The following is a 26,894-nucleotide window of genomic DNA, read 5'->3' as shown; positions in this document are numbered from 1 at the left end:
ACAGATGATCATATCACTTCTCGGTCGCGATCAGGCCGCGAACGAACCAGCGCTGCATCAACACGACGACCAGTAGCGGCGGCAGCATGACGATCAGCGTGCCGGCCATGGCGATATGCCATTCCGGAAGGCCGCCGACGTTCGGGATGAGCGATTTGAGTTCGTGTACGGCCGTCACATGCGCGGGATCTGTGGTGACGAGCAGCGGCCATAGATACTGATTCCAGGCCCAGAGGAACATGATGGTGCCGAGTGCCGCCATATTGGTGCGCGACAGCGGCAGCAGGATGTCGATGAAGAAGCGCAGTGCTCCGGCGCCGTCCATGCGGGCGGCCTCGGTTAACTCGTCCGGGATCGTCAGGAAGAACTGACGATAGAGGAAGGTGCCTGTCGCTGTCGCGATCAGTGGCAGGATCAAGCCGAGCGAGGAGTTGAGCAGTCCGAAATTCAGCGCGACCTCAACGCCTGTAAGCCTTCCGATAAGCCAGGTGATACCGGTAATGTCGAGAATCCCCTGGAAGGGTGACAAGACGTTTGCTGCGACCGCATAGGTCGGCACGATACGCACTTCGAGCGGCAGCATCAGCGTTATGAAAATCAGCCAGAAGATGAAGTGACGGCCGGGATAGCGGAAATAGACCAGCGAGAAGGCGGTGATCGCCGAAATGATCACCTTTCCAGCGGCCACGCCGCTGGCAAAGATCAGGCTGTTCAGCAGCTTGGGGCCGAGATTGGCGGTTGTCCAGGCCGTCTGCATATTGGCCCAGAAATCCGAGCCGGGGATCAGCGACATCGGCACTTTGTTGACGTCGGCGATGTTGTGGGATGCCGCGATGGCAACGATGGCTATCGGACCCACTGCCACCAAGAAGCCGATAAACAGGATTAGATGAGTGAAGAAATTGAGAATGGGTGTGCGCTCGACCATGTCAGCCTCAACGGTAATGCACGCGCTTCTCGATGAAGCGGAACTGGAAGACGGTGAGCACGATGATCAGCAGCATCAGAATGATGCTCTGCGCCGCCGCGCCGGAAAAATCGAGTCCTTTGAAGCCATCGGAATAGATCTTGTAGACCATGAGATTGGTCGAGTTGTGCGGGCCGCCTGATGTCATGATGTCGACGATGCCGAAAGAATCCTGGAAGCTCTCGGTGATGTTGATGACGAGCAGGAAGAAGATGGTGGGTGTGATCAACGGGAACTGGACATCCCAGAAGCGACGGAGGACGCTCGAACCGTCCATGGCAGCGGCTTCAATCAGCGAACGAGGAATTGCCTGAAAAGCGGCCAAGAAAAAGATAAAGCTGTAAGCGATATATTTCCACGAGAAGGCGGCGATGATGCAGGCCATCGCGGCGTTGCCGTCGAGGCCCGGATCCCAGATTCCCGGCCACCACTGATTGACGACGGCGATAAGACCTGCCTCCGGCGCGAGGATGAAGCGGAAAGCCATTGCCGATGCGGGGGCGGCGATGCCGTAGGGCCAGATCAGTACCACGCGGTAGATTTTCGAACCGCGCATTTGCCGATCGGTCAACGCTGCGAGTATGAGCCCGCCCACCATGGAAATGCCAGTGCTGATCACCGCGAAGGTGATGCTGATCGTGACCGAGTTCCAGTAGTCCGCATTGGCAATAATGGATTTGAAATTATCGAGGCCGACCCAGATATTGCCGCCGCCCCAGGGCTGCTGCAGCGTCACCGACCAGAAGACCGCCTGACCGGCTGGCCAATAGAAGAAGGTGAAAATGAGGAGCAACTGCGGCACTGCGAACAGGATGCCGACGCTCCATTTGCTGAAAGTTATGCGCTTTTCCATTGTCTCTTCCGGCTGGGGATCCCGATACCACGCTTGCTCTCATAACGAACGTCCGCCGGGAAACCCGGCGGACGCTGCTGTTTCATGAGCTGCGCGGCTTACGGCAGCTGCTTGCCCTTGTAGGTGGCTTCGAAACGCTCGAGGACAGCGTCGCCGTTCTTGACGAGATTGTCGATGCCTTCCTGGGCGCTGACCTTGTTGGCGAAGATGGCCTGCATCTGGTTGCCGAATTCAGCGCGGATCTGCGTGAAGCTGCCGAGGCGGACGCCGCGGGTGATCGGGGTCGGCTCGGAAGCGGTCAAGCTGGCGATGGCGACTTCGCGGCCCTTATAAGGAGCCTTGTCGTAGAAGCCGGAGGACTTCATGAATTCGAAGCCGGACTTCGTAACCGGGATGTAGCCGGTGTTGGTCGACCAGAAGAGAGCGGTTTCCGGCTTGGCGATGAAGTTCAGGAACGCAGCAGCGCCCTTGTACTCGTCAGAGGACTTGCCCGAGAGAACCCAGAGCGAAGCGCCGCCGACGAGCGAATTCTTGCGCTCGGTGCCAGCGTAGACCGGGAGTTCGGCAACATCCCAGTTCATGCCAGCCTTCTGGGTCTTGGTGACAGTGCCATGGTCGCCGACCGAGGTCATGATCATTTGGCAATCGCCCGAAGCGAAGGCCTGAACCATGTCCTGACCGAGGTCCTTGGACTTGATCTTGATGAGGCCCTGGTCGTACCAGCTCTTGAGGTCGGTGACGTACTTGACGAACTTGGTCTTGTTGACGGTCAGACGAGCGTCGAGGCCGTCATAGCCGTTGTTCTTCGTGGCAACCGGCTGGTCGTGGATAGCAGAGAACTGCTCCATCAGCTGCCAGCTTTCGTTGCCGGAGATGTTGATTGCCATCGGGCAATCATAGCCGGCGCCCTTCAGCGCCTTCATGTCTTCGGCAGCTTCTTCCCAGGTCTTCGGAGCGGCAGTCTTGCCAATCTTCGCGAAGGCGTCCTTGTTCCAGTAGAGCAGGGCGGTCGAAGAGTTGAAGGGGAAGGAAAGCAGTTCGCCCTTTGATGTGGCGTAGTAGCGGGCAATACCCGGGAAATAGTTGTTCCAGTCGACCTTGTAGCCGTTCTCTGCCATCAGCTTGTTGACCGGATAGTAGGCGCCCGAAAGCATCATCGTTGCCGTACCGACGTCATAGACCTGAACGATCGTCGGCTGCTTGCCGGCGCGGAAGGCGGCAATCGTGTTCTGCAGAGCGGCGTCGTAGTTGCCCTGGCTGACGCAGGAAACTTCGTAATCCTTCTGGGAATCGTTGAAGTTCTTGCACATGGTCTCAACGACGCGCTGCAGGTCGCCCGACAGGCCAAACCAGAAATCGAACTTGACCGGAGCAGCGGCAGCCGGCATCGCCAAAGCGACGCTCATGACGCCAGCAGCGGCGGCAGAAATGTAACTTTTAAGTTTCGACATAATCTTATTTCCTTTTGAAAGCTTGGAACCGGTGGTCTTGCGCAAGTCCGCGGTAGCGCGGGTTATAGACAAGCTGTGTGACAGTTTGTTGAGGGCAAGAATCCCGCATTGACGGGCTTTTTCACAAGGCTAGCGGCTTTGCAGAGGAGCGCTCCTTGCAGGATCGTACATTTGAGATTTTGCTAGTCAAGAGATGTGGGTCGAACAGGTTCGCCCATAGATTGTTGATCGGCTAAAAAGACATGATGCGCCTTCCTTGCCTGTGCCCGGAGCGATGTTGCAAGATTGTCGGCGGGACGTTCGGACGGCATTGGAGGGAATGAAAATATGGGTCTCAGCGAGCGGCAGAAAATGGCGGCGGGGGAGTGGTACTGCTGTTTCGATCCGGAACTCGACGCCTTGCGCTGGCAGGCGCGCGAGGCTGTGCATGCACATAATACAATGCCGCCCTCCCAACGCGGCAATCTCGCGCCAGCTTTGTCTGCGCTCTTTGCTGACATCGGCGAGAGCGTCTTCATCGAGGCGCCGTTTCACTGCTCCTATGGTATCAATATTTCGCTCGGCCGCCGGGTCTACATGAACGCCGGCTGTACGATCCTCGATAGCGCAAGCGTCCGTATCGGCGATGGCAGCATGCTCGGGCCGGGCGTCCATATCTATTGTGCAGAGCACCATAAGGATGCCGAATTGCGCGGAGCGGGTCTGGAAGTCGCCCGGCCAGTGACGATCGGCAGAAGCGTGTGGATCGGTGGAGGGGTGATCCTCGTCGGAGGCGTCACGATCGGCGATGGCGCGATCATCGGCGCCGGCGCGGTCGTGACCAGAGATGTTGCGCCCGGTGCGACCGTTGTCGGCAATCCGGCTCGCCCTGTTCGCGCGGGATAAGAGGGAAGCTCAGTTTGCCGGGCGGCGTTTTCGCGTCCACCATACGGCGAAGCGGCGGCGCCAGCGGCGAACCATCGGCATGTCGTGCGAGAGCACGATGAAGCCCAGTGGCAGCATCCAGAAGCCGAGCACCGGCAGAAAGCCGAGCAGGCCACCGAAAATGAGCGCTACACCCACGCCGACGCGGGCAAGACGTGATCGGGGCAGGGGAATTCTCACCGAGCCGAAAACCAGCTCGCGCGTGGAGGGATCAATGCCAAAACGGCGGGTTTTCCGGCCATTTCGATCGGCATTTGCTGTCGTTTCGCTTTGATCGGTCATCCACAGGAAATGGTGGCGCGAGGAAATAATGCAAGAGAATGCGATTTTTTTGAAAAAACCGCTTGGCAAATCGGGAAAGCATTTGTATTACCCCGCTCACACCGCGCCAAGCGCATTCCCTGGTAGCTCAGCGGTAGAGCATTCGACTGTTAATCGACAGGTCGCCGGTTCGAATCCGGCCCGGGGAGCCACTCTTCTTCTACAGAACATTTGCAGTAGGTGTCGGCGCTTACGCGCCCGATGACCCGATCCAATGTCGGCTGTTCTGAAGCTCGATGAATGTCGGCGGGCTTATACCAGCGCATTTTTGCAGTTTTATTGCACATGCCTCGGGATATTGATTCCGGCGGGAGTCCGCTCTGTTCGATGACCGTATCTTCGTTGACCTCGCTTTCTCATTCGTGCCAGATTGCCGCCGCTTGTCAGCCAGGCACGAAAGTCCGTTGGGCGATTGGGGATCTGGGCCAGCTTCGGCGCATTGGGGGATAAGATGGCTGAGAATACGAACTTTCGTCGAGGAGTGGCGTTGGGACGGGTTCTGAGCGCAATCGTGATTCTTGCGTTGGCGACCGATGCGACCGTTGATCTGTTTGCACCATCATTGGTTAGCGCACAGATGGAGAAGACGGGCTTTCCCGCCGGTCTGGCAACGCCGGTTGGCCTAATCATCCTCGTCTGTGTCGTTCTTTATGCAATTCCGCGCACCGCAGTCCTTGGAGCGATCCTTGCGACCGGTTTCTTCGGCGGCGCTATTTGCGCCCATTTCCGCCTCGGAGAAATTGGACCTCCTCCACAACTTATAAGTTTGTTTCTCGGCGTCCTCACATGGGGTGGTCTCTATCTTCGCGACGAACGGGTTCGACGCTTGCTGCCCCTTCGTTCGGTGAACGGCTAAAAATTGAAGCATAGCTCGTTCAGGCTTTTTGCGATGCAATAACAATATCTTGCGCCGCACATCGTCTCGATCGTCATCGCGGTTGGTAGCGGGCTAATGAGAGTGTGCCAACGCGACACATCCGTGGTTTTCGAGGGCTCGCGGCGACGGCTCTCGGGCGGATATATGTGGTATTTCTGAGAAAATTAGTTCAAGGTATGGTTGCTCTCGCGAATGTGAGAAGATGTTCATGTGTCGTTAATGCGACGCGGCGCATGAACATAGATGCGCGATCCGCGCAGCATAGTCCCCCAATGCTTTAGAGGTTCGACATGAAAAATCTGATTCTTGCTTCTGCAGTTGCCGTGGCATCGGTTTTTGCCGTCAGCGCGCCGTCCGAGGCCGCTCCGATGCATCATCGTCATCACCATCATCATCACTGCTACATGAAGAAGGTAAAGCACCGGGTTCACGGCCGCTGGGTCGTTCGTCGGGTACGCGTCTGCCGCTAGTCGGTAGGCGCACGGAACTGGCGCAAGTTCCGTTCTAAGCTTAGTCAGCCGCTGCCGGGGTTCCGGCAGCGGCCGTATCATTTCAGGGCTGCTCTTAGCGGCCGATCCTTTCGTTAAGCGTCAGGTGCTTGCGGGGAGGTGCGGCGCCTTGATCGCTGACAAAGCGGAGTTATGGCCGAATCTCGAATATGACGCCGCCGTGGCGACGATGATGATAGCGACGGTCATCCCGCCATCTGTCATCCCAATGACGGCGCTCCCAGCGGCGCTCGCGCCAATGACGGTGATCACGATCGCGATCGCGCCAATAGGCTCGGCGATCGTCGTTCGGATATCTGCGCGTTCCCTGCTCCTGCACCAGAATAACGTTGGAAGCTGTCGATGATGACGGGCCGCCAAGTGGCGCGGAGGCTGCGGGCAGGGTGGCGCACAATACCGCACCCACGGCCAGCGCAGCGCTCAAAGCGAATGAAGCGAAGTGTTTCAAGGTGGTAACTCCTATATTCAGTCGCGTCCCTTTCATGGCTAAACGCCACGGTGACGACTAGGTTCCCCTTTTCGTCGATTGGAGATCCTTGCCGCTCGTGCGCTGATCGCAGGGGAAACTGATAATTTCAGGAGTTGCCGACAAAAAAGGGGGCCGGCAGGGAAAGCCGGCCCCCTTCCTTCTCTGATCGGAGGTCAAGTCTGATCAGGTTAGAAGTTGCGTTCGAAACGCAGGATGCCCGAAACGGTGTCGTCGTGAGCATAGTCGTAGTGAACGTAAGTCAGTTCCGGCTCGACCAGGAGGTTCTTGACCGGGTTGAACTTCAGGTTCGTGGTGGCTTCGAAGATCTTCGAGTCGGAGTAGGCGAGCTGGAGGTTCCACTTCAGCTTGTCGTTGAACGGAACGCCAACGCCGCCCCAAACAGCCCAGTCACCCCAGCCGCATTTCGAAGCATTGACGGTACCGTTCGGTGCCGTGCAAGCAGAGACGTCCTGGTTGGTGCCTGCGTACTTGTTGAGCTTGTCGCCGTCGGTATTCCAGCCGCCCATCAAGAAGGCCGTGAATGCGCCGAAGTCAGCATCGACGCGAGCCTTGATGGCGCCTTCTTCGACGATCGAGTCGTAGCCGCCGACAACCTTGAAGCCCCATGCGCCGGACTTGAAGCCAGCACCGGCAACAACGTCAGGAGCGTAGTGATTGGTCTTGTCGTCCGTCCACCAGCTTGCACCGTAAGATGCCGAGCCCGTCGTGGCAGAGTTGGAATCTTCGAGCGAGATCACAGCCGAGAAGCCGTTGCCGCCGTCATATTCATAGGTCAACTGGTTGAGTTCGTACGGGCCGTCATAGATCACGTCGTCGTTGATGACGTCGCCGGCATAACCCATGTACAAGTTGTACTGCGAGTCCTTCTTACCAACGGTAAAGCCACCGAGGCTGATGTAGGACCACAGCAGGTTGGTGGAAGTGGAGCCGCCGTCGTTCCAGTCCCAACGAACGATGGTTTCGGTCTTCAGCGGACCGTATTCGGTGTCGGTCGCGGTGTCGACGTTCAGCTCAGCGCGGGTGTGCCACAGCGTGCCCTGATGGCTGTCGCGATTGTAAGCGTTGTACCATTCACCTTCCGTACGAACCTTGCCGCCGATCTTGAGGCAGGTTTCGGTACCCGGGATGAAGAAGTAGCCAGCGCCGTATGCGTCGCAGATACGGACGTATTCCAGCGGCTCCGGCTCAGCTGCTACGATAGCGTCAGCCGCGTGAGCACCGGATACTGCTGCAAGCGCAGCAGCGGAGCCGAGAAGAAGGCTCTTGATGTTCATAATAACTCCAATCTTTCTTGATTGGGCATGAGATATCGCGCCGAGAAACGACGTGCCCAACCCCATCCCGTTCATGTTCCCTATCAGTAGGTGTGAAGTAATAAGCTCCACGAACTATTTCCTGAACCTGCTTCGGTGATTTGGCAAGATACTAAGGGTATGGAACTATATGTGCACTACTTGAAAACCGACGTTGTTGCAAAAATGACGCAATTCGCGGGGGTGGCTGATCCCGGCTTCTCTTTCATCCCCCTTGGATGACTTCCGTTCTGTAAACCCGGAAAGCATTAGGTCTCCGGGTGTTAAAGGCAATGAGCGTGCTGACGGGGGTGGGCGAGGATGGGAAGCCGCAGCGACATGACTATGGCCAATCCTGTGACCGGGCACGGTCGATCGTCGCATAATAGGGATGGCAGCACCGAAGCACGGCTCTTTTGAGTCGCGAATATTGAACGATTCTCGGGCAGAGAAACCCATAGGGGACGCGCATCGCTCTATGGAAGAGAAGGTGAGAGCCTGTCAGGCAATCGCGTTTAGTTGCGATGCAGCTGCCGGGCGCTTGGCCATGGTGCGTCCGACGACATTACTGGGGGCGTAGTCTCGTCGGACGCGGCACTGTCCGGTCCGTGGGTGGCGTACAAACCGGTAGTACTAATTCTAGCATCTACCATAGGTTTCTATAACCTACCTGAATGGGCTGGCAGTTCCTGCCTCCGAACGCGAGGCTGCGCCTCGATCCGGCAGTGATCTTTTAGTCCTCAATTCCCGCCGGTTCGCCAAAATCCAAGATGATCGGCAGAGCATCCGAATGGAACCTCATTGGCAGTTGCATCTCATGGCGCAGTCGGTCTTTGCCATCGCAAATGAAGAATCGGGTAGGGACGCCCCTGATCGTCGACATCGGCGCGTCCTGTCACCCTGAATCCGAGTCGCTCGTAAAAGCCGACAGCGCCGGCATTCTGCTCATTCACGTCGACGGTCACGACATCCTTTCCGGCACGGAAGCCGTCGAAAAGCAGACGTCCCAAGCCTGTGCCTCTGCTGTCGGCGTGTACGAAGAGCGAATCGATATGGTTCCCGGTCGCTCCCAGGAAGCCATGCGGCAAATTGTTGGCATCCGCCGCCACCGTGAACTCTGCGTTCGGCAGATAGTCTTCCAGGACCATCCTCGCAATCGCTTCCCGGTCCGATGCACCGAGAAAGTCATGGGTGGCTTCGACGGAGGTTCGCCATATCTCATAATTGCGCGGGATGTCGGCAGGCGTTGCGGACCGCAGCAGGAACATGTCTGAATTCTCATTATGCTGTTCGAAATTTCAGCATGGCTATTAATGTTCCCGCGCCGCCGCGTAAAGGCTGTGCGGCCTCGAGCCGTACAACCATTCCCTGCGCCACCCTGGAGCCGCCGATGTAACTCGCATCCGCGACGTACCTGCCGCCCTGCACGCAATGTGTTTGATCACCGGCATTGATGGCCTCGACAAGAGCGGCAGGCAATTATCTTTTCGGAATGAAAAAAGGACAGAATTCAGAATAAGCCTCTTGCGGTTTTCTTTGGATCATTCTAAATCCGCGCCACCACAACGCAAATTGCTTTCGGATGGCCTCGTGGCGGAGTGGTTACGCAGAGGACTGCAAATCCTTGCACCCCGGTTCGATTCCGGGCGAGGCCTCCATCCTTCCCTTCTTGCCGTTGCAAGCATTTGTTTTTCCTATTGAATTTTTCAGATGTGGCAATTTAGACCTGAGCCGTTCCGCCACACCCAAACGGAGTGCGGCAAGCCGTTCCGCTTTCAGCTTTCCGTCTCATCAACCGCCAGCAATAATTTGGTGCCTATCCATGGCTCGGAATGAGAGATGAGGTGCGGCATTCTCGTGTCGCATCGCTGATTTGAGAGTGGCAGAGTTTGGTCTTCGAAACTCTCTGTTAGGTAAACAATATAAGCAACACGCTGCCGAGCAGCGCCAAAGCGCCAAGGATTGGCAGCAGCAGAATCATAATCTGGCGAGCAAGCTTCTTGCGCTCACCCATTGTCAGCGCAAGCCACCGTGACTTCGGTAACGACATTGATACTCCCTATCCCCGTCTCAGCGTCGCATTCGAAACTGAACTGACGCTTAAGGTATTGGGGAGTTGCAGGAGTTGAGGACGATGGCTGCAGGCGCTTCAGTTTCGGCATTGCGCCTGAGTGGCAAATCCAATCGGATGCCGATCTGGCATCCGTCATATTTTTCAATTGCATATTGAACGCAGCAGCTGCTGCGGAGGTCGGCGCAAGGGTCCAGGTGTCCTCGTCGGTCCAAAGTACCTAGTTGCTAGGGCACGATGGTTCGGTGGCTGAGCCGATGGGACAGCGGGAAAATACCGCACCTAGATTGCGGGCTGGTTGCTTCTCATCCTGGCGACAACGTCCGTTGCTCGATCGGATCTATCGGCGTCGGACGTGTGTTAAGCAAATGGATTGGAGAACTGGCGCTCCATAAAAGCAAAAGCGGTCCAGTCTAGGGAAAAAACTGGGCCGCCTTTTGCTGGACTAGAGGTCAATCAAATTCAGCATCCTAATTATAAGGCATGCTTAGTAGTTGTCAACGCAAATGCGATGTGACGTTTTGCGGTTCAAGCGTCGCGCTCTTAGCACTGGCTGCGATCGTTGCTTGAGGTGCTGGTTTCCGTTGCGTATTTGGTCCGCAATATCGACGGGCAGGGGCCTCGTCGGTTTGGATGATTCTCAATCCTGCGCGAAAGCTTCAGCTGTCTCGCATCGGTTCTTAACCGCCGTTGCGGGAAAATGACTATTCCTCAAGGCAGGGAAAGGCGAATTTGTAGGCGCGTGCGATCAGCGAGCTGGCTGGCCGCTCGAGCTGCCAGGAGTGCTCCGCCATCCATTTGCAGGCGGTTGCTGTCGCCTTTGCATTGTTGAGATCGGGTGGCAGACAGAAAGCGCCGACGAACTGTTGAAGATAGCGCTCGTAGCGCGACGAATTTTTCGGCGTCTGCTTGGTGGCTCGGATCGTAAGGTTCTTCGTTCGCTGGGCTTCATCGAGAATGCCCTGGATATAGACGGAGGCGAGCGCTCGGTCCTCTTCGCACCATTCGTCGAGCTGCTTTCCGGTAACGACATGTCCGATGATCGGGGCTGTCTCTTTCGGCTCGTCCTCGCTTGACGTTTCCTCGCTCAACGCGACCTGGGGTAAGAGAAGGAGAAGCGCTGCGACGAAGAGCGAAAGCCTCATTCGGAAAACCTACATCATCGAGGAAAGACTCGCGGCCAGAAAAACCACCAGCGGCAGCGACGTTACGACGAAAAGAACAAGAGAAACAGGCATCCCAGCCACCTTCTATTCAAATTTAATGTTTGGGCCGAATGGCTTCGGGCCGGAAGGTTGATTGGTCACCACACCCGGGCGGGTCCAATGCCCTGAAGCGTGGTCGCGCGAAGTTAACATTTTGCTAACGGGCGTCCCGATCTGAGGCATGGCGGATTCGCAAGGCGTCGCAGATCCACGATGCCGGAAGTCGCCGGCCCACGTTTAGGGGCACCGATTGTTGTTCGTCGGCGACGCTTGGTCATGAATCTCGGCGCCTGTTGCCGCAATGCCTTGAAAGCGTAGCGTCAGGCGATTAAGACACGCGTAACAGAAAGTAGAGCCAGCCCGTTCGGGCACCAAGGGCGCAAGAGGATAAGATGGATTTCGAAGCAGCGCGCGTGAAGATGGTCGAGAACCAGATCCGGACGACGGATGTCACCTCCCATTCCGTGTTGAATGCGTTTTTCGCCGTACCGCGCGAAAATTTCGTACCGGAGAAGTCGAAGCTCCTGGCCTATGTCGATTGCGATATCGAGGTTGCTCCTGGGCGCTTCCTCATGGAAGCCTCGCCGCTCGCAAAGTTGCTGCAGCTCGGCGCCGTTACCAGGGACGACAAGGTTCTCGATGTCGGCTGTGGTACAGGCTATGTCTCCGCCGTTCTGTCCTTGGTCGCCGGCAAAGTTATCGCGCTTGAATCCAACGAGGAGCTCGCCGCTCAGGCGAAGACCAATCTTGCCGAGCTTGGCTACGACAACGTGACCGTCGTTGGCGGCGATCTTGAAAAGGGTCATGCCGGTAGCGCACCCTATGATGTGATTTTCCTCAATGGCTCGATCGAGCAGCTGCCGCAGGGCCTGCTTGACCAGCTCGGCGAAGATGGCCGTCTGATCACCGTCATCGGCTATGGTCACGCCGCCCGCGCGACTGTTTTCATGCGCGAACGCGGCGCCTTTTCGGAAAACGTTTTCTTCAACGCGTCGATCAAGCCGCTCCCGGGCTTCGCCAAGGCCAAGGAATTCGTCTTCTGATTTCCTGAACGACCTGCTTATTGAGCTTGAGACAGGCGCCTTTTGGCGCCTGTTTTTTATTGTCGCTGCCTGTGGCAGAATCGTGCTTAGCAGAGCGATTCGTCGTGATCGTAACAAAACTGTGCATCACCGGGTTTAGTGCTTTCCAGGTGATTTTTTTCCCGAAGACAGTCATCTAGGGTGACCCTGATTCGGGCGCCGCCTGGCGAGTTTCTGGTGCGGGTTTCCGGTCGACGAATATGGGAAAACGGGGATGAATATGGCTCAGCCAAATGTAGTGCGTGAACCGTCCATGGAAGAGATCCTGGCGTCGATCCGCAGGATCATCGAAAGCAACGAACCCGTAGGCTCCAAGCCGATCCCCGCCACGCATTTTGCCGGCCATGGCATGCGTGACGATGATATTCAATTGACTGTCGATGAAGAGTTTGCGGCTGCTGACCGCGCCCGTGCTGCCGAACAGGAGCCACGTTTCGTCGCTGCAAATTCCCAGATGCCCGTTGCCGAGCCGGAGGCTGCCGGTCGCGGCCTGTCGCTGGCCGATGTCGCCGCGCGTGTCCGTGCTGCTTCCGAGCGCAATACCGCCGCACTGCTGGCCGCCGGGCGCGAATCCCAGCAGCCGCGCGAGCTGCCGCCGGCCATGGCCGCGCGCCTTGCCGAGGTGCATGTCGAACCGGTCGCCGATGTCCCGCTGAGGCAAGCCGTTACAGATGTTGTCGCACCGGTCGCTCAGCCTGCTATGCAGGCGGTGGCCGAGGTTGAACCTGAGGTGGAAGAACAGAAGCCGATGGCTGTCGCTGTGGCGCCTCAGGCTGTAGCGTCCGTCGAGGCACCGATCTTTGAGGCGCCGGAACTTACCCTTAATGTGGAGGCGGAGGCATCCTTGCCATCGGCCCAGGCCGTGTCCGCATCGCCGCTGATGTCGGAGGCTGCCGGTGCGCAGGTCAGCCGCTCGTTTGAAGAACTGGCCGCCATCGTCGATGGCGGCCCACGCCGTTCCCTTGATGAGCTGGCGCAGGAGATGCTGCGCCCCATGCTGCAGGAATGGCTCGACGACAATTTGCCCACCCTTGTCGAGCGTCTCGTGCGTGAAGAAATCGAACGAGTGGCCCGCGGCCCGCGCCGCTGACAAGCCTGAGCTTCGGCTAGACGATACGCCGCTCCGGGCTCCGGGGCGGCTTTTTTATTGACTTGCCCACGGCCATCCTATTTACAACCCGCATCATCCAGTCCTCTAGATCCGGTCATAAAATGCTCGACAAAACATATGATTCCGCCACCGTCGAACCGAAGATCGCCCAAAAATGGGATGAGGCCGACGCCTTTCGCGCCGGCGCGAACGCCAAGCCGGGCGCGGAAACCTTCACCATCGTCATCCCGCCGCCGAACGTGACCGGTTCGCTGCACATGGGTCATGCGCTGAACAACACGCTGCAGGATATCATGGTGCGGTTCGAGCGCATGCGCGGCAAGGACGTTCTCTGGCAGCCGGGCATGGACCATGCCGGCATCGCCACGCAGATGGTCGTCGAGCGTCGTCTTGCCGAGCGCCAGCAGCCGGATCGCCGCAAGATGGGCCGCGAGGCCTTCATCGAGAAGATCTGGGAATGGAAAGCTGAATCGGGCGGCTTGATCTTCAATCAGCTGAAGCGCCTCGGCGCCTCCTGCGACTGGTCGCGCGAGCGCTTCACGATGGATGAGGGCCTGTCCAAAGCCGTTCTCGAAGTCTTCGTCACACTCTACAAGGAAGGCCTGATCTACAAGGACAAGCGCCTCGTCAATTGGGATCCGAAGCTGCTGACGGCAATCTCCGACATGGAGGTCGAGCAGCATGAGGTGAAGGGCAATCTCTGGCACCTGCGCTATCCGTTGGAGCCCGGCGTTACCTATCAATATCCGGTCGCTTTCGATGAGGAAGGCAAGCCGACCGAATTCGAGACGCGCGATTACATCGTTGTCGCGACGACGCGACCGGAAACGATGCTCGGCGATACCGGCATTGCTGTCAATCCGGAAGACGAACGCTATCGTGGCATCGTCGGCAAGCATGTCATTCTGCCGATCGTCGGTCGTCGCATTCCGATCGTCGCCGATTCCTATGCCGATCCGACCGCCGGCACCGGCGCGGTGAAGATCACCCCTGCGCATGATTTCAACGACTTCGAAGTCGGCAAGCGAACGGGACTGCGTGCCATCAACGTCATGAACGTCGATGCCTCCATCAATATCAAGGAGAACGAGGATTTCCTCGAGGGCCTCGATAATCCCGCGGCGCTGCATGGCGCCTGGGACGAGCTGGAAGCCAAGGACCGCTCGGAGGCGCGCAAGATCATCGTGCGCATCTTCGAAGAGGCGGGCCTGCTCGACAAGATCGAGCCGCATACGCATGCCGTACCGCATGGCGACCGCGGCGGCGTGCCGATCGAGCCACGCCTGACCGAGCAGTGGTTCGTCGACAACAAGACCTTGGGACAACCCGCGCTGGAATCCGTCCGCGAAGGAAGAACCAAGTTCGTCCCCAGGAACTGGGAAAACACCTATTTCAACTGGCTTGAAAACATCGAGCCGTGGTGCATTTCCCGCCAGCTTTGGTGGGGCCATCAGATCCCGGCGTGGTATGGACCGGATGGTCAGGTTTTCGTCGAAAAGACCGAGGAAGAGGCACTGCAGGCGGCGATCCAGCATTATCTTTCGCATGAAGGGCCGATGAAGGCCTACGTCGAAGATCTGCTGGAGAACTTCAAGCCCGGCGAAATTCTGACGCGCGACGAAGACGTGCTGGACACCTGGTTCTCGTCCGCACTCTGGCCGTTCTCGACGCTCGGCTGGCCGGATGAGACTCCGGAACTGGCGCGCTACTATCCGACGAATCTCCTCGTTACCGGCTTCGACATCATCCCGTTCTGGGTCGTTCGCATGATGCAGATGGGCCTGCACTTCATGAAGGATGAGAACGGCAATCCCGTCGAACCGTTCAGCACGGTCTATATTCACGCCCTGGTGCGCGACAAGAACGGGCAGAAGATGTCGAAGTCCAAGGGCAACGTCATCGACCCGCTCGAACTGATCGACCAATACGGTGCCGACTCGCTCCGCTTCACGCTGGCGATCATGGCGGCGCAGGGTCGCGACGTGAAACTCGACCCGGCCCGCATCGCCGGCTACCGCAATTTCGGCACCAAGCTTTGGAACGCCACGCGATTTGCCGAGATGAACGGCGCCAAGAGCGATCCGCATTTCGTGCCCGAAGCCGCCGAGCTTACCGTCAACCGCTGGATCCTGACGGAGCTGGCACGTGCGGAGCGCGACGTCACCGAAGCACTGGAAAGCTTCCGCTTCAATGATGCGGCAGGCGCTCTCTACCGCTTCATCTGGAACCAGTTCTGCGACTGGTATCTTGAGCTGCTGAAGCCGATCTTCGGCGGCGAAGACGAGAATGCCAAGGCAGAGGCTCAGTCCTGTGCGGCCTATGTTCTCGAAGAGACCTACAAGCTCCTGCATCCGTTCATGCCCTTCATGACCGAGGAGCTTTGGGCGCACACGGCAGGCGAGGGCCAGGAACGCGAAGGCCTGATCTGCCATGCCGATTGGCCTGCGCCGTCCTATGCCGACAATGTTGCCGCCGATGAAATCAATTGGTTGATCGATCTGGTCTCCGGCATTCGCTCCGTTCGCTCTGAAATGAACGTGCCGCCGGCCGCAACGGCGCCATTGGTCGTTGTCGATGCCAATAGCCTGACGCGCGAGCGCCTGTTCCGTCATGACGCCGCCATCAAGCGGCTGGCGCGTGTGGAAGCGATTTCGCTTGCGGATACTGCACCGAAGGGTGCCGCTCAGATCGTCGTCGGCGAGGCGACCGTCTGCCTGCCGCTTGGCAGCCTCATCGATCTCTCCGCCGAGAAAGCGCGTCTCGAAAAGGCGATTGCCAAGAACGATCAGGAGATCGCCCGCATTGCCGGCAAGCTTTCGAACGAGAAGTTCGTTGCCAATGCCAATCCGGACGTGGTCGCTGCCGAGCGCGAGCGCCTCGGCGAGCTCGAGGGGCAGCAGTCGAGCCTCAAGGTTGCACTGGCCCGGGTGAGTGAAGCCGGCTAAGGCATGTCGCGCAAAACCATGCCGTGGTTCAGCGGCCGCGGCATGTGCGCGATCAAAGGTGAAAAGCCCAAGAAGCGAAGCTGAGAAATCGCGATTCGCTTTAGAAAAGTAGAGATCTGGGATCGAAAAAGGCACGCGGTATCCGCCGCGTGCCTTTTTGTTTATTCCTCGATTCGAGGGGGATTGACTGGATCTAACGCCCCAGATCCGCCGCCAGTTTCGCACAGGCGAAACAGATTACCCCTAAAGCTGTTGGACACGCTCGAAAAGCAAAACTGTTGTCATATTGTAACAGAATTGTTGCTGTGAAGAATGAGAATCTATCAGGGGCCGAAAATGCTATTTCGAAAGAAAAAATTACCTACACTGATAGATTTTCGGAGGCGGGGTTCGTTTTCTTACGTAAATCAATCACTCTCTTACATGACCTGTGCTCTTATGCGCCACATTGCCAATTCACGTGATCATCGCAACAATCAAACCAATGAATGCACCTGTGGGGGAGATACAATGGCATTTTCCGTTGCGCTGAGGGGCGCACTTACACTCGTTATCAGCTCGTCTTTCGCCAGCGCTGCCTTTGCGGGCGGCCTTGATCGTGGCGGCTATGATATCGATCTGCTCTTCGACAAGGGCCGTTACGTTTTCGAGTCAGGCGTCACCTATGTCATGCCGGATCGCAAGCTGAAGAACGCCAAGGACATCAATCCCGCTGACGGCAATCTCAATAACCGCAGCCGTTCGACGGACGCATTGGAAAATTACGCCATTCCTTATGCCGCCTTCAAGATCGGCATCACCGACGACCTTGACTGCATGGCCGATTATTCGCAGCCGTTCGGCGGTCACCTCAACGAAGGTTCAAACTGGGCGGGCGCCAATAACGAAACTGAAGTCAAGGTGCGCACGAACAACTATTCGGCCACTTGCTCGTACAAGTTCGATGCGGGTCCGGGGCAGCTGCGCCTGATCGGTGGCGGCTTCTATCAGGAAGTCAGCGGTTACAAGTCACGTCTCGTTTACGCCACTCCAGCTCCGATTTCTGCCATTTACAACGGCATGGGTTCGCTTGACATCGATGGTCACGGCTGGGGCTGGCGCGCCGGTATCGCCTATGAAATTCCGGAATATGCCTTCCGCACGAGCCTCGTCTACAACAGCCGGGTCAAATACGACAACCTGAAGGGTAGCGTCGACCTGACCGAAGTGCCGCCGCCTGTTGTCCCCGGCTTCGGTGGCAAGGTAACGTCTGTTTTCGGCTCGGCCGATGCTCCCGATTCCCTGGAGTGGAAGGTGCAGACCGGTATTGCGCCGGACTGGCTCGCCTTCGGTTCGGTCAAGTGGACGAACTGGAGCATCCTGCAGAGCATCGCTCTCTGCCCGAGCTCCACCCGCAGCATATCCTGCCGGGCCAATGGCCCCACCGAGCTCACCTCGCTTGACTTGCTGTACAGGGACGGCTGGACGATCACCGGCGGTGTCGGACACAAGTTCAATGACAAATGGAGCGGCGCCGTCAGCCTGACCTGGGATCGCGGTACGAGTGATGGCTATGGCATGAATTCCGATACATGGACCCTCGGCGCGGGCGTGGCCTACAAGGCGACAGAGCATGTTCAGTTCAATTTCGGCGGCGCTCTCGGCCTCATGACATCGGGCAAATCCGGTCCGGTCACACGCGGCGGTGTCGTCTATGGCAATGATGCGACCTATAGCTTCGGTAACGATTTGGTCGCTGCTCTTCAGACATCGGTAAAAGTCAGCTTCTGACGATAAACCATTGAATTGAAGGAGCTTATTGACTGTTCCTTCACCTCGTCATCAACGTCGCGGGCTCTTCCAAGTCTCGCGACGTTTCTTTGTCTGATCGGCAAAAAGCGGAGCGCAAACTGCGTCTTTTGCCTGATTTATGGTTAAAGAAATCTCAAGTCCGATAAAATCTTTGTGACGAATTAGCAACACTCCATTTCAAGACATTGCAGCCACGTGATCAGATTACAATTTGTCCATTTCCCGCCACAAATGGGGAGCAGCGATTACGTGGGTACAGGGGCAAGCTTTGTAGAAAGTGCGTAAGCGGTCGATGGGTGAACTTCCACTTTGGCATAAGCAACAATTCGGGGTCGGAGCCGTGATGCTTCTGATGCCGCCGAAAACTCGTTGTCTGCCAAGGGAAGTGGTCAGCCGACCGATCTTTGGGCTCTATCATCGGAAGGCGGGTGAGAGCGCTCCTTCGATGGTGGGATGCGATAGCGGCCGCACAAATGCTGGTTTGGACATAATTGCAAGCTATGCTCGCAATTGTGGCAAACAGCATCGGTTGGATGCCACAGGAACCGCCTTTTCGAAGGACGATCCAGTCTCGTGCGCCATCAGGGAAAACATTCGTGAAACTGACGGCGTTTGTGCCAGTGCCGTGACAGGTCCGAATGGAGCGAAAGAAATCGACTGTTATGTTTAAGTCCGAGTTCATATCAGCGAGAGTCATGATGCTCAGCCTGTCCCTTGCCACTGCGGTGGTGCTGGCGGGTCAAGCCAGGGCATTCGATATCAATGCCGGTGTCACCAAGGAATCGGGTCCGTTCGATCTCTTCAAGTTCGGCTTCAAGGCCTACAAGAACGGGCAGAAGGAAGAGGCGGTCGAAGCCTATCGCTACGCCGCCGAAAAGGGTCATACTGGCTCACGCTGGGCCTTGGCCAATATGTATGCCGATGGCGACGGCGTTGCGCAGAATGATTTCGAGGCCTTCAAGATCTATAGCGAGATCGCCCAGCAGGGTGTGGAGCCAGGTTCGGAAGATACCGGCTTCTTCATCAATGCGCTTCTGGCGCTCGCGAGCTACTACAAGACCGGTATCCCCAACAGCCCGGTGAAGATTGACCTCAACCAGGCCCGTCAGCTCTATTTCCAGGTGGCATCGACCTTCGGCGTTCCAGAAGCGCAGTTCCAGCTGGCGCAGATGATGCTATCCGGCGAGGGCGGTGCCGCCAATGTTCAGCAGGCCAAGAAGTGGCTGAATCAGGCGCGCAAGAGCGGCCATCCGGGCGCCATGGCCGTTTTCGGCAATATCCTGTTCCAGGAAGGCCAATCGATCCGCGGCCTGGCCTTCATGACCGCCGCACTCGACAAGTGCAAGCCGAAGGATTGTAGCTGGATGGAAGACATGCAGGAGCAGGCCTTCTCCATCGCCAACGAGAATGACCGCCGTGTGGCGGTCTCCATGGCCCATCAGCTTGACGTTGCCGGCTCCGATTGATCGGCACCGCAATCGAGCTTCCATCCGGCAGCGATGAGCGCAGCCCTTCCTGGTCAGGATCGACGATTAGTTGCTGAAATCCAGGTGGGCGACAACGGGCACGTGATCCGACGGCTTTTCCCAGGCGCGCACATGTTTCTCGATTGCCGTCGCGGTAAGGCGATCGGCAGCCTCGGGCGACAGCATCAGATGGTCGATGCGAATGCCGTTGTTTTTCGGCCAGGCACCGGCCTGATAATCCCAGAACGAGTAAAGCTTGATCGCATCCGTCGTCGCGCGTACGGCATCGGTAAAGCCGAGATGTTCGAGCTGGCGGAAAGCTTGGCGTGTCTGCGGCAGGAAGAGAGCGTCGCTCTCCCAGACCTTCGGGTCGAAGCAGTCGTGTGGCTCGGGGATGACGTTGTAGTCGCCGGCGAGGATCAGGGGCTCTTCCAATGCGAGGCGGGCCGATGCGAACTTGCGCAGGCGCTCCATCCAGGCGAGCTTATAGGGGTATTTTTCCGTATCGACCGGATTGCCGTTCGGCAGATAGAGGCAGCAGACACGCAAGGCGCCGTGTCCTTCAACGGAGAACACTGCCTCGATGAAGCGGGCCTGTTCGTCGCTATCGTCACCCGGCAAACCGCGAGTCACCTCATCCGGCTTGGTTTTTGAGAGAATCGCAACGCCGTTGAAGCCCTTTTGTCCATGCGTTTCGACGTGATAGCCGAGCGCTTCGATCTCCAGACGCGGAAAACCTTCGTCGACCGTCTTGATTTCCTGCAGGCAGACAATGTCCGGGTTCGAGTCCTTCAGCCACTGGCAGAGATTCTCGATACGCGCTTTGACGCCGTTGATGTTCCAGGTCGCGATTTTCATGGGCGGCTCATTCCTTTGCTTCGCCCTGTTGTATCTGCAGCCGATCGGCTTGACTACAGCCCATATGAAAACCGGCCCGGAGCGAAGGCTCCCGGCCGGTCATCAAATTGTGGAAAAAGGGACAGGGATCAGATCGCGAAACTGGTTCCGCATCCGCAGCTTGCGACGGCATTCGGATTCTTTATCTGAAAGGATTGCCCGAGGAGATTGTCGACGAAATCGATCTCCGAGCCTGCCATGTAAACCAGAGATAGTTGGTCGATCAGCACGGTGGCATTGTTCTTTTCGACGACGACATCGTCATCTTCGGGACCTTCCACGAGGTCGAATTTATAGGAAAAGCCCGAGCAGCCGCCGCCTTCGACAGCAACGCGCAATGCCCGCTTGCCGGTTTCCGCACCGACGATAGCAGCGATTCGCTTGGCCGCGGCATCCGATAGGGTAACACTTGTTTCAGTCATGCTTTCCTCCTGCCGGGGTCAAGATCCGGAGAGAACCAATAAGCCGTCAAACTTTCAAACGGCTGATATCCGTAGCCTTTATCATGAAAGTCAGGCCGGTGACAGCTATGGTTTCATGGTTGAGCCACACACCATTTTGCTGTTTTCTTGTCTATAGGTATGAAGGTCGCAAAGCGGCGTCAATGGGCCGGGATGTACGAAGAGCGGGCCAGAGCGCGGATAGCCGGGCAGGACCGGGGGCCGACTGCAGGGAAACGACTGTCGCGCCGAGGGCGGTGCGGGAGCCAAATGCCGGAATGGATTGATAATGACGATTGATACGCATGCATTGGGTTTCGGATATGGGGAAAAGGCAGTCTATGCAACGAATCCCTGGGAGTCGCGTGGAAGGCTCTACGAGGAAGGATCGAGCCCGACGCGCTCCGAATTCCAGCGCGACCGCGATCGGATCGTGCATACCACCGCTTTCCGCCGGCTGAAGCACAAGACTCAGGTCTTCATCGCCCAGGACGGCGATCACTATCGTACCCGGCTGACGCATACGATCGAGGTTGCCCAGATTGCCCGCGCCCTGGCGCGAGCCCTGAAGTTGGACGAGGATCTGGCGGAGGGCGTGGCTCTTGTCCACGATTTCGGCCACACGCCCTTCGGTCACACCGGCGAGGATGCGCTGCACGAGGTGCTGTTGCCTTATGGTGGCTTCGATCACAACGCGCAATCGCTGCGCATCGTCACCAAGCTCGAGCGTCGCTACGCCGATTTCGACGGGCTCAATCTGACCTGGGAGACGCTTGAAGGCCTGGTCAAGCATAATGGTCCGCTGATGACGCCCGACGGCAAGGGTACTCGCGGCCCGGTGCCGCAACCCATCCTCGATTACTGTGAGATCCACGATCTTGAAATCGCATCCTTTGCCAGCCTGGAGGCGCAGGTCGCCGCGATCGCCGATGATATCGCCTACAACACGCACGATATCGATGATGGCCTGCGTTCCGGCTATCTGACGTTCGACATGCTGGAGGAAGTGCCGTTCCTTTCCAGGCTGATGGCCGAGGTGAGGGCGCGCTACCCGCATCTGGAGCCGAGCCGCTTCACGCACGAGATCATGCGCCGGCAGATCACTCGCATGGTGGAAGATGTCATCGCCGTCTCGCAGCAGGCGCTAGCCGAAATCAGGCCGGGCAATGTGGCTGACATTCGTGCCGCCGGTCGGATCATCGCGACGTTTTCGTCGGACATGGCTGAAACCGATAGGCTGATCAAGCAGATGCTGTTCAAGCGCATCTACCGTCACCCTGACATCATGCGTATCCGTGCGGGCGCGGCGCGGATCGTCACCGACCTTTTTCACGCCTATATGGAAAATCCCAGGGAGATGCAGAGCCATTACTGGGTGGATCATATCGCCGGGCTCGCAATCGCCCCCAAGGCAAGGCATGTCGGCGACTATCTGGCCGGCATGACGGACACTTACGCCATCAGCGCCCACAAGCGCCTGTTTGACCAGACTCCCGATTTGCGGTAGGCAGCGGCGGCGTCGGGCCGATAGCGGCCCGACGAAGCTAATGCATGGACGATATCATGAACCTTTTCACCGACTTCGAAGTAAGAATTAAGAACGCTCTCGAACAAATTGATATTGTGCGGGAAAAGCGATCTGAAGTTGACTTCGGACGTATCGGCGTGGAGCCGCCGCGAGACGCCAGCCATGGCGATGTCGCCACCAATGCGGCAATGGTTCTGTCCAAGCCATTGGGCACGAATCCGCGTGCGCTTGCTGAAATCATCGTCGCCAAGCTGAAGGAGGATGTCGACGTCGCCGAGGTTTCGGTCGCCGGTCCCGGCTTCATCAATATCCGTCTTTCGGTCGGCTACTGGCAGCGGCTGCTGTCGACGATGGTTTCCGAGGGCGAGAAGTTCGGTCGTTCCAAGCTCGGCGAGGGGCAGAAGGTCAATGTTGAATATGTCTCGGCCAACCCAACCGGGCCGATGCATGTCGGCCATTGCCGCGGCGCCGTGGTTGGTGATGCATTGGCAAACCTGCTGGCCTTCTCCGGCTATGAGGTCACCAAGGAATATTACATCAACGACGCCGGCTCGCAGATCGACGTGCTGGCGCGATCCGTCTTCATTCGCTATCGCGAGGCTCTCGGCGAGCAGGTCGGCGAGATTCCGCCAGGCCTCTATCCGGGCGACTATCTGGTCCCGGTCGGCGAGGCGCTCGCCAAGGAATTCGGCACCAAGCTGCGCGGCATGCCGGAAGATCAGTGGCTTCCGATCATCAAGGAACGCGCCATCGACGCGATGATGGCGATGATCAAGGAGGATCTGGAGGCGCTGAACGTCCATCACGACGTCTTCTTCTCCGAGCGCACCTTGCATGCCAACGGTGCGGCACTCATCCGCACCGCGATCAATGACCTGACGTTCAAGGGCTATGTCTACAAGGGCGCGCTGCCGCCGCCGAAGGGGCAGTTGCCGGAAGACTGGGAGGATCGCGAACAGACGCTGTTCCGCTCGACCGAGGTCGGCGATGATATCGACCGTCCTCTGATCAAGTCGGATGGTTCCTATACTTATTTTGCCGCCGACGTTGCTTACTTCAAGAACAAGTTCGACCGCGGCTTCAACGAGATGATCTACATCCTCGGCGCTGACCATGGCGGCTACGTCAAGCGGCTTGAAGCGGTTGCTCGCGGCGTTTCCGATGGCGCGGCAAAGCTGACGGTGCTTCTGTGCCAGCTCGTCAAGCTGTATCGAAATGGCGAACCGGTGAAGATGTCGAAGCGCTCGGGCGATTTCGTCACGCTGCGTGAAGTTGTCGATGAAGTCGGCCGCGATTCGGTGCGCTTCATGATGCTTTACCGGAAGAATTCCGAGCCCTTGGACTTCGATTTCGCCAAGGTCACCGAGCAGTCGAAGGACAACCCGGTCTTCTATGTGCAATATGCGCATGCCCGCTGCATGTCCGTCTTCCGTCAGGCCAAGGAAGCCTTCCCGGACCTCGATATCGCCTCGCTAGATCTGTCTAAGGCGGTCGTTGGCGCGATCTCCGATCCGGCTGAATTGCAGTTGGTTGCAAAGATTGCGGAATTCCCGCGAATCATCGAAGCTGCAGCACAGTCTCAAGAGCCGCATCGCATCGCTTTTTATCTTTACGATTTGGCCAGTTCCTTCCATGGACACTGGAATAAAGGTAAAGATTTACCGGAATTACGTTTTGTTAACGATAAGAACCGAGAATTGAGCATTGCCAGACTTGGGCTGGTGTACGCTGTCGCGTCGGTTTTGAAGTCGGGTCTTGGTATAACCGGGACCGCAGCACCGGACGAAATGCGATAAACGTCACCATTTACCCACATTGCGCTGGCATTAACTGTAGTGTTTGCGAGTGGAACGGGTGATGGCAGAAAAACAGTTGGCGTATCGCGCAAGCGGAAACGACGAGTTCTTTGCGGATGATGATCCGCTCGCAGAACTCGCTCGTATCGTGGGTTTTGAGCCGCGCCCCGCTGCTCAGGCAACTCCTGCGGCTCAGCGGCAGGAGCCGGCCTTCAACCTGGAAGACGAGCTTCTTCGCGAATTCGAGCGCTACGATACGCCGCGAATGAGTCCGGCAAATGACATCGCCGCTCCGGCGGAACAGGTGTCGCCGCCAAGCCATGACGAGGTTGTGCATTCCGCCGAGCCTGTGCGGGCCGAGCCGACCTTTGTCGAGCCAACTTTTCCCGAGCCGAAGCTTGAAGAGCCTGCTCCGCAGGTTGCTGCTTCGGTGAAGCCGACGATCGGCGCTCGCGATCTGATCGACGAACTGGAAATGTCGATTGCGCCGGTTCTGCAGCCGACACAGAAGACCGCACCTGTCGAGCCGCAGCCGGCTGCTCCGGTGCTGAAGCCGACGCCGCAATCCGCCGCCGCCACCATACGGCTGCCGCTTGCCAACTTTACCCTGGCAACGCCCGCTGCCTCGCGTGAGCAGTTCACGCCGGCTGCAGCGCCTGCCGTTGCCCAGCCGGCGCCGAAAACCACGTCCGATGAAGCGCTGTTCGACGGTGCCCTTGATTTCGAAGCGTTTGATCCTGTCGAGCTTCCGCGCGCTTCGGAGGTTGCCCCGCAGGCCTCCGCATCCCAGCCGGCTTCGATCGTCTTCCAGGCGCCCGAGCCGCCAAAGGTCGTGAAGGCCGATCCGGCTGCGCTTTCCGCTGAGATCGATGCTTTGCTGGCCGACGTGAATCGCTATCCGGTTCCGCCGAGGGCCAATACGCCTGCAGCGAAGGAAGAGCCGGATTTCGGCGATTTCGGTGTCTCGTTTTCTGAGCCTGCAGAGTTGCCCGCCGCTCCTGCGGCTGCAGCAAGGCATGAAGAGCCGAAGCCGATTACCTTTGGTGCGGAAGACCCCTTCGCCGGTCAGGACTTCGAATTCGATCTGGCTGATATTGAAATGGAGCTCGCCGGTCTCGATTTCGCCGAAGCTGAAAAGTCTCCCGCCGCATGGCAGCCGGCTCCGGCCGCTCCGATCGCGGAGCCGATCCTTTCCCGCGCAACGCCCGTTGCGCCTGCACCTGCTGCTCCGGTGCCCTCCGCCCCAATGATTGCCGCTACAGTACCGCAGCCGATGCAGGCTGCCCCAGAACCGGTTGCACCAACTGCAAGCGTCGTACCTGCCGCGAGCAAGGCGGCGCCGGTATTCGAAGCCGATCAGCCTTTGCCATTCGATCCCACGGAAATCGCCGAGACGGAGGATCGTGTCGAAACCTTCGAGGGTTCGCATGTTCCGCATCTGCCGGCGATCGAGCCGGAGGAGCCGATTGCGGTTCCGTCGGAATTTGATTTCGATCTCGATTCGGAAATGGCGAGTCTGCTGGGCACTCCGGCCAAGGAAGCAGCACCCGAGCCGATCAAGCCGGCCGTCGCCGCCGCACTTGGCGGTGCCGCCGTCGCGGCGTCCTGGTCGAAGAATGCGGTTGCCCAGTCTGCTGCACCCGTCGCAAAGCAGCCGATCGAGGAGTTCGACGAGTTTGAGCGTGCGCTGGAAGAGGACTTCCGCCGCAGCTATCGCGAAGCCTCCAATCCGGTCGAGAATGTCGCCAGGATGACGTTGAACCCGGCTGCGGGTAGCCGTCGGCCGGTTCGCTCCGTGCGCGGCATGGTGACGACTGCTGCTGTCATCGCGGTTCTCGGCGTCGGTGCCTATGGCGCCTACAGTTGGATCCGCCACGGCGCTCCGATCTCCAGCTTCTCCGGCGAGCCGCGCGTGATCGCGGCCGACAGCGATCCGATAAAGGTCGCTCCGGAAAATCCGGGCGGCACCGTCGTTCCGAATCAGGACAAGGCCGTCTACGACCGCGTTGCCGGCGATGGTACCGCGGCGCCCAAGCAGAAGGAGCTTGTCTCCTCCAACGAGCAGCCGGTTGATGTCGTCCAGAAGACGCTGATCCCCGAAGCCGTATCGCCTGACGACAGCGACGGCGATCAGGTCACGTCGACGCCGGTCGGTGAAACGGAAGATCCGCGCCTGCTGCCGAACCAGAATGGTGGAAACACCAATGTCGCGGCCAACAATGACGATCAGGTGCCATCGGTCTCTCCGCGCAAGGTGCGCACGATGATCGTCAAGCCGGATGGCTCGTTGGTGCCGCGCGACGAGCCGGTCGCCGATACGACGACCGCAGCCGTCAAGCCGGCGAACAATCAGGTCGCATCGACCACTCCGCGCCCGTCTCAGGCAAATACTCAGGCAGCAACCCCGTCGGATAACACCGATGCTGCCAGCGCCGAAAGCACGCCGATCCGCGTCGTCAAGACGAACCCGGTTCCGACGGCACGCCCCGAGCCGACCGCCAAGGCCAATACGGCTGCTCCGGCCCAGGAAGCCCAAGCCCAAGCTCAGCCCAAGGCTCAGCCGAAGCAGGTCGCATCGGCTAGCCCGGCGGCAGCCCCGGCTGCGACCTCCGCTGCAGGTGGCGGCGCCTACGGCGTCCAGATCGCGTCCTTGCCGACCGAAGCCGACGCTCAGAAGTCGCAGGCGAACCTCAAGGTCAAGTTCGCCAGCGTCATCGGCAATCATCCGCTGGAGATCCGCAAGGCCGATATCGCCGGCAAGGGCACCTACTATCGCGTCCGTGTCGTCGCCGGCTCGAAGGATGAGGCCGCGGCCATCTGCACGCGCTATCGCGCCGCTGGCGGCACCTGCCTGATCTCGAAGTAGTCGATTGGGCTT

The 26,894-nt window shown here is 58.3% G+C and carries 22 protein-coding genes and 2 tRNA genes; 13 read left to right on the top strand and 11 right to left on the bottom strand.

The features are described from left to right. Positions 1 to 13: 13 nt before the first annotated feature. The 3 genes from AC13Q5_RS02075 to AC13Q5_RS02065 form a co-directional block, all read right to left on the bottom strand. Positions 14 to 928: an ABC transporter permease subunit gene (locus AC13Q5_RS02075; RefSeq protein WP_075852395.1), complete on the bottom strand. Its 915-nt coding sequence runs from the start codon at positions 926 to 928 to the stop codon at positions 14 to 16. Positions 929 to 935: 7 nt separating this feature from the next. Next, positions 936 to 1,820, bottom strand: coding sequence for a carbohydrate ABC transporter permease (locus AC13Q5_RS02070; protein ID WP_075852396.1), 885 nt, complete (start codon positions 1,818 to 1,820; stop codon positions 936 to 938). A gap of 98 nt (positions 1,821 to 1,918) precedes the next feature. Continuing rightward, on the bottom strand, positions 1,919 to 3,271 hold the full coding sequence (locus AC13Q5_RS02065) for an extracellular solute-binding protein (protein WP_075852397.1): 1,353 nt from the start codon (positions 3,269 to 3,271) through the stop codon (positions 1,919 to 1,921). Between the two features lie 327 nt (positions 3,272 to 3,598). On the opposite strand from AC13Q5_RS02065, the gene AC13Q5_RS02060 reads away from it, so the two are divergent. Then, positions 3,599 to 4,156 (top strand): sugar O-acetyltransferase, encoded by a 558-nt coding sequence (locus AC13Q5_RS02060; protein ID WP_457878558.1) that lies wholly within the window; start codon positions 3,599 to 3,601, stop codon positions 4,154 to 4,156. Between the two features lie 9 nt (positions 4,157 to 4,165). On the opposite strand, the gene AC13Q5_RS02055 is transcribed toward AC13Q5_RS02060, so the two are convergent. Then, positions 4,166 to 4,477, bottom strand: coding sequence for a hypothetical protein (locus AC13Q5_RS02055; protein WP_075852652.1), 312 nt, complete (start codon positions 4,475 to 4,477; stop codon positions 4,166 to 4,168). Positions 4,478 to 4,593: 116 nt separating this feature from the next. Here AC13Q5_RS02055 and AC13Q5_RS02050 point away from each other — a divergent pair. The 3 genes from AC13Q5_RS02050 to AC13Q5_RS02040 all read left to right on the top strand — a co-directional run bounded on the left by AC13Q5_RS02050 (position 4,594) and on the right by AC13Q5_RS02040 (position 5,863). Next, positions 4,594 to 4,668: transfer RNA gene (locus AC13Q5_RS02050), tRNA-Asn, on the top strand. 299 nt (positions 4,669 to 4,967) lie between these two features. Further along, on the top strand, positions 4,968 to 5,372 hold the full coding sequence (locus tag AC13Q5_RS02045) for a DoxX family protein (protein WP_488500737.1): 405 nt from the start codon (positions 4,968 to 4,970) through the stop codon (positions 5,370 to 5,372). A gap of 311 nt (positions 5,373 to 5,683) precedes the next feature. Then, the gene (locus tag AC13Q5_RS02040) at positions 5,684 to 5,863 is read left to right on the top strand and encodes a hypothetical protein (protein ID WP_075852399.1); all 180 of its coding nucleotides are present in this window, start codon (positions 5,684 to 5,686) and stop codon (positions 5,861 to 5,863) included. Between the two features lie 169 nt (positions 5,864 to 6,032). Here AC13Q5_RS02040 and AC13Q5_RS02035 read toward each other — a convergent pair whose 3' ends face one another. The 3 genes from AC13Q5_RS02035 to AC13Q5_RS02025 form a co-directional block, all read right to left on the bottom strand. Further along, positions 6,033 to 6,350: a hypothetical protein gene (locus AC13Q5_RS02035; protein WP_075852400.1), complete on the bottom strand. Its 318-nt coding sequence runs from the start codon at positions 6,348 to 6,350 to the stop codon at positions 6,033 to 6,035. 209 nt (positions 6,351 to 6,559) lie between these two features. Beyond that, complete coding sequence (locus AC13Q5_RS02030; RefSeq protein WP_075852401.1) at positions 6,560 to 7,666, bottom strand: porin; 1,107 nt, start codon at positions 7,664 to 7,666, stop codon at positions 6,560 to 6,562. Between the two features lie 833 nt (positions 7,667 to 8,499). Beyond that, positions 8,500 to 8,952, bottom strand: a complete 453-nt coding sequence (locus AC13Q5_RS02025; RefSeq protein WP_457882377.1) for an acetyltransferase — start codon at positions 8,950 to 8,952, stop codon at positions 8,500 to 8,502. 316 nt (positions 8,953 to 9,268) lie between these two features. On the opposite strand from AC13Q5_RS02025, the gene AC13Q5_RS02020 reads away from it, so the two are divergent. Next, a tRNA-Cys gene (locus AC13Q5_RS02020) sits at positions 9,269 to 9,342 on the top strand. A gap of 251 nt (positions 9,343 to 9,593) precedes the next feature. Here the strand turns inward: AC13Q5_RS02020 and AC13Q5_RS02015 are convergent. Then, the gene (locus AC13Q5_RS02015) at positions 9,594 to 9,734 is read right to left on the bottom strand and encodes a hypothetical protein (protein WP_159444771.1); all 141 of its coding nucleotides are present in this window, start codon (positions 9,732 to 9,734) and stop codon (positions 9,594 to 9,596) included. 725 nt (positions 9,735 to 10,459) lie between these two features. Continuing rightward, a complete protein-coding gene (locus AC13Q5_RS02010; protein WP_075852443.1) occupies positions 10,460 to 10,900 on the bottom strand; it encodes a Rap1a/Tai family immunity protein in 441 nt (146 codons plus the stop codon). Positions 10,901 to 11,352: 452 nt separating this feature from the next. On the opposite strand from AC13Q5_RS02010, the gene AC13Q5_RS02005 reads away from it, so the two are divergent. The 5 genes from AC13Q5_RS02005 (at position 11,353) to exoR (ending at position 19,355) form a co-directional block, all read left to right on the top strand. Further along, positions 11,353 to 12,003, top strand: coding sequence for a protein-L-isoaspartate O-methyltransferase family protein (locus AC13Q5_RS02005; protein WP_457882376.1), 651 nt, complete (start codon positions 11,353 to 11,355; stop codon positions 12,001 to 12,003). 259 nt (positions 12,004 to 12,262) lie between these two features. Further along, positions 12,263 to 13,132 carry a PopZ family protein gene (locus tag AC13Q5_RS02000; protein WP_457882375.1) on the top strand — a complete coding sequence of 290 codons (870 nt, stop codon included), beginning with the start codon at positions 12,263 to 12,265 and terminating at the stop codon, positions 13,130 to 13,132. Between the two features lie 122 nt (positions 13,133 to 13,254). Further along, positions 13,255 to 16,098: a valine--tRNA ligase gene (locus AC13Q5_RS01995; protein ID WP_488500736.1), complete on the top strand. Its 2,844-nt coding sequence runs from the start codon at positions 13,255 to 13,257 to the stop codon at positions 16,096 to 16,098. 510 nt (positions 16,099 to 16,608) lie between these two features. After that, entirely contained in the window at positions 16,609 to 17,868 is a 1,260-nt protein-coding gene (locus AC13Q5_RS01990) for an OmpP1/FadL family transporter (RefSeq protein WP_488500735.1), read from the top strand. A gap of 683 nt (positions 17,869 to 18,551) precedes the next feature. After that, entirely contained in the window at positions 18,552 to 19,355 is an 804-nt protein-coding gene (gene exoR / locus AC13Q5_RS01985; RefSeq protein ID WP_075852447.1) for an exopolysaccharide production regulator ExoR, read from the top strand. A 66-nt stretch (positions 19,356 to 19,421) separates the two neighbouring features. Here the strand turns inward: exoR and xth are convergent, their stop codons facing one another. Together xth and erpA are read right to left on the bottom strand one after the other, a co-directional pair. Further along, positions 19,422 to 20,213 (bottom strand): exodeoxyribonuclease III, encoded by a 792-nt coding sequence (gene xth / locus AC13Q5_RS01980; protein WP_488500734.1) that lies wholly within the window; start codon positions 20,211 to 20,213, stop codon positions 19,422 to 19,424. Between the two features lie 128 nt (positions 20,214 to 20,341). Then, on the bottom strand, positions 20,342 to 20,674 hold the full coding sequence (gene erpA, locus AC13Q5_RS01975) for an iron-sulfur cluster insertion protein ErpA (protein ID WP_075852449.1): 333 nt from the start codon (positions 20,672 to 20,674) through the stop codon (positions 20,342 to 20,344). Between the two features lie 307 nt (positions 20,675 to 20,981). Here erpA and AC13Q5_RS01970 point away from each other — a divergent pair, with 307 nt between their 5' ends. The 3 genes from AC13Q5_RS01970 to AC13Q5_RS01960 all read left to right on the top strand — a co-directional run bounded on the left by AC13Q5_RS01970 (position 20,982) and on the right by AC13Q5_RS01960 (position 26,882). Further along, the gene (locus AC13Q5_RS01970; RefSeq protein ID WP_075852450.1) at positions 20,982 to 22,199 is read left to right on the top strand and encodes a deoxyguanosinetriphosphate triphosphohydrolase; all 1,218 of its coding nucleotides are present in this window, start codon (positions 20,982 to 20,984) and stop codon (positions 22,197 to 22,199) included. Positions 22,200 to 22,255: 56 nt separating this feature from the next. Continuing rightward, on the top strand, positions 22,256 to 24,016 hold the full coding sequence (argS, locus tag AC13Q5_RS01965; protein WP_488500733.1) for an arginine--tRNA ligase: 1,761 nt from the start codon (positions 22,256 to 22,258) through the stop codon (positions 24,014 to 24,016). 61 nt (positions 24,017 to 24,077) lie between these two features. Then, positions 24,078 to 26,882 (top strand): SPOR domain-containing protein, encoded by a 2,805-nt coding sequence (locus AC13Q5_RS01960; RefSeq protein WP_488500732.1) that lies wholly within the window; start codon positions 24,078 to 24,080, stop codon positions 26,880 to 26,882. The last annotated feature ends 12 nt before the right edge of the window (positions 26,883 to 26,894 follow it).

It is taken from the genome of Martinezella sp. CNPSo 3964 (assembly GCF_057784375.1).
Note: the sequence above shows the minus strand (reverse complement) of the source record. Positions and strands in the feature narration are given on the sequence as shown.